Source organism: Nocardioides sp. (assembly GCF_025964975.1).
GTDB lineage: Bacteria > Actinomycetota > Actinomycetes > Propionibacteriales > Nocardioidaceae > Nocardioides.
The window spans coordinates 1-2,686 of the sequence record NZ_JAOPXV010000031.1 but is presented as its reverse complement, the minus strand read 5'-3'; the positions used below and the strand labels follow the sequence as shown (position 1 = coordinate 2,686).

Sequence of the window (2,686 nt, the reverse complement as noted above, 5' to 3'; positions counted from 1 at the left end):
AGCCGGACCGGTTCACCGTGGTTCCGGAGGGCATCGATCTGGGGGTCAGTGCCTCGGCCAGCGCCGAGCTCGGGCGGCCCGGGACGCCCAGTCCTGCGCTCGCCGAGCTCGATGCGCTCGTCGCCGCCCTGCCTGAGCGCCGCAGGGGGCTGCCGCTCGTGCTCAGCGTGGGGCGCCTCCACCGGGTCAAGGGGATGGCCACCCTGGTCGAGGCGTGGGCCGGCGATGCTGAGCTGGCCGAGCGATGCAACCTGCTGATCGTGGGCGGCGACATCACCGATCCCTCTCCGGACGAACGTGAGCAGCTCGATCGGATCGCCCAGGTGCTGGAACGTTTCCCCGACGCTGCCGCAGGCGTGCTGTTGCCCGGTCACCGCCCCAACCACGTGGTGGCGGTCTGGCTGGCGGCCGCGCGTGCGGGCAGGGTCGGCGGCCTCGGCCCGGACGGGGTGTACGTGTGCAGCAGCCTCAAGGAGGAGTTCGGCCTCGCCCTGTTGGAGGCCCTGGCCTCCGGGCTGGTGGTCGTGGGTCCCGCAGCCGGCGGCGGCCCAGCCACCTTCATCGACAACAGGGTGACCGGTGTGCTGGTCGACACCCGCCTACCGGGGGAGGTCGCCCGCGCCATCCGGACCGCGTTCGACATCGCGACTGCCCCCGGTCAGGACGAGCGGATGGGCCGCGCCCATGAGCGGATCAGCGCCGATTTCACGGTGCAGGCCATGGCCGAGCGGCTGAGCTCGATCTATGCGGGTGCCGCCCGTACGGCGGACCGCTCGTGACCCGGTCGTTCGCATGACCCTGTTGGTGATCAGTCCGGACTATGCGTCGCACCTGCTGCCGTTGGCGACCCTCGCGACGGCCTGGAGCGACGCCGGCGAGCAGGTGGTGGTGGCGACCGGACCGGCGACCGCCGGCATCGTCGCAGGGTTCGGCTTCGACCGGGCCGACCTGGTGCTGGGCCGAGGATCGAATCCGGGTGTCATCAGGGTCGAGCAGCAGCCGCCCGGCGAGGACGACGCGCTGCGCGGCTTCTTCGACGCCACCCGGCACGGCATGGTGGCGACGTTGCGCTACCAGGCCGAGGCGCGGCGCATCGACCTGCTGTGGGAGCCGGTGGATCGGGCCCGGGCCGTGCTGGACCTCGTCGACCGGGTGAAGCCCGACCAGGTGATCGTCGACCACCTGGCGTTCAGCGCCCGCCTCGCGTTGACCGTGGCGGGCATTCCGTATGCCGATGTCGTGCTCGGCCACCCGTCCGCACTGCCCGTCGGCGACGAGGTGTACGGCTACCCGCCGGCTTGGCCGGCCGCCTTCACCGCCTCGGACTCCGATCTCGCTGCCCTTCACCGGCTGTGCTGCGACGTACGCGACGCGTTCACTGCGGAGTGGAACGACGCTCTGCGCGTGCTGTCGCCCGGTGCCACACCGTCGGCGGACGCGTTCGCCGAGCACGGTGACCTGCTGATGCTGAACTACCCGACGGCCCTGCACGACCCGGCACGCATGGCCCTGCTGCCACCGCACGCGTTCCTCGGCTCGGCCGTACGGGCCGAGCCCGCGGCCGACGACGTCCGGGAGTGGCTCACGGCCGACGACCAGCCGGTGGTCTACGTGAGCTTCGGCAGCTTCCTGTCGGCCCGCGACGACGTGCTGGCGGCCGTGCTGGATGCCTTGCGGCCGCTCGGTCTCCGGGTCGCGGTGGCTACTGGCTCCGCCACCGGGCTGCCGGACGTCCCGCCCGACTGGCTGGTTCGTCCCTACCTGCCGCAGGTCGCCCTGCTGCAGCGCGCCGCGTTGCTGATCACCCACGGCGGCAACAACAGCGTGACCGAGGCACTCACCGCCGGCGTGCCGATGGTGGTGCTGCCGTTCTCCACCGACCAGTTCGCCGGAGCGGCGGCGATCGAGGCGGCCGGGCTGGGGGCAGCGCTCGACCCGAACGTGGTCACGTCCGCAGACCTTGGCAGAGCTGTGCGCAGCGTTCTCGACGGCACTGCCCCTCAGCTGGCTCGCGCGATGGGCGAGGAACTACGCCGGGCACCGGGCCGCCACGTTGCCCGCGCTGCCTTGATGGACTGACCACGCGACGCACCGTCGTCGTGCCGTGGCCCGAGACGTCAGCCTGCGGGTGCCTGTGCGTCGAGCACCGCGACCCTGCGCGGTCCTGCAGTGCGCCGGTAGCTGGCGTCGAGCAGCACGCCGACCTCGTCCCAGTCGGTGTCCTGGGTGAGGTCCAGGCCGATCCCGTGGGAGGCGCCGAGGTAGGCCGGCACGTAGCAGCGGTCGTCGCCGAGCAGCGCCTCGCGCTCGCCGGCATCGACCAGCACCAGCACCGGCTGCTCATGCTGGCGATAGCTGCCTGCCACCTTCACCGAGCCCCCCCGTAGTAGGCGAAGATCTTGGTGGTGAAGAAGGCCGGACGGCCATGCGAGATCTTCTCCCCCGCGTCGTGCAGGCCCAGCGCGAGTGCCCTCACCCGGCGCAGGACCGGGTCCGCGTCGTCGAACATGCTCGGGTGCGCCACCCCGGTAGGTTGGCACACGAGCGACCGTCCGCCGATCAGCGCACCACCACGACCGGGCACTGGGCGCGGTGCAGGACCTCGTGGCTCACCGAACCGAGCAGCATGCCGGTGAACGCGTTCAGGCCACGCGACCCCACCACGAGCAAGGACGCCTGCTGCGAA

At 71.9% G+C, this 2,686-nt stretch carries 5 protein-coding genes; 2 read left to right on the top strand and 3 right to left on the bottom strand.

What is annotated here, in order from left to right; all coding sequences use genetic code 11:
* A partial coding sequence (locus JWN68_RS02675) for a glycosyltransferase (RefSeq protein ID WP_297734285.1) occupies positions 1-779 on the top strand: 779 nt, incomplete at its 5' end.
* Positions 780-792: 13 nt separating this feature from the next.
* Positions 793-2,079 carry a glycosyltransferase gene (locus JWN68_RS02670; protein WP_297734282.1) on the top strand — a complete coding sequence of 429 codons (1,287 nt, stop codon included), beginning with the start codon at positions 793-795 and terminating at the stop codon, positions 2,077-2,079.
* A 38-nt stretch (positions 2,080-2,117) separates the two neighbouring features.
* Here the strand turns inward: JWN68_RS02670 and JWN68_RS02665 are convergent, their stop codons facing one another.
* The 3 genes from JWN68_RS02665 to JWN68_RS02655 are packed head-to-tail and all read right to left on the bottom strand — an operon-like array spanning position 2,118 to position 2,670.
* Positions 2,118-2,372, bottom strand: coding sequence for an MmcQ/YjbR family DNA-binding protein (locus JWN68_RS02665; protein WP_297734279.1), 255 nt, complete (start codon positions 2,370-2,372; stop codon positions 2,118-2,120).
* Positions 2,369-2,524: a hypothetical protein gene (locus JWN68_RS02660; RefSeq protein ID WP_297734276.1), complete on the bottom strand. Its 156-nt coding sequence runs from the start codon at positions 2,522-2,524 to the stop codon at positions 2,369-2,371. The genes JWN68_RS02665 and JWN68_RS02660 overlap by 4 nt, the downstream gene beginning before the upstream one ends.
* A gap of 35 nt (positions 2,525-2,559) precedes the next feature.
* On the bottom strand, positions 2,560-2,670 hold the full coding sequence (locus JWN68_RS02655; RefSeq protein WP_297734289.1) for a universal stress protein: 111 nt from the start codon (positions 2,668-2,670) through the stop codon (positions 2,560-2,562).
* Positions 2,671-2,686 lie beyond the last annotated feature (16 nt).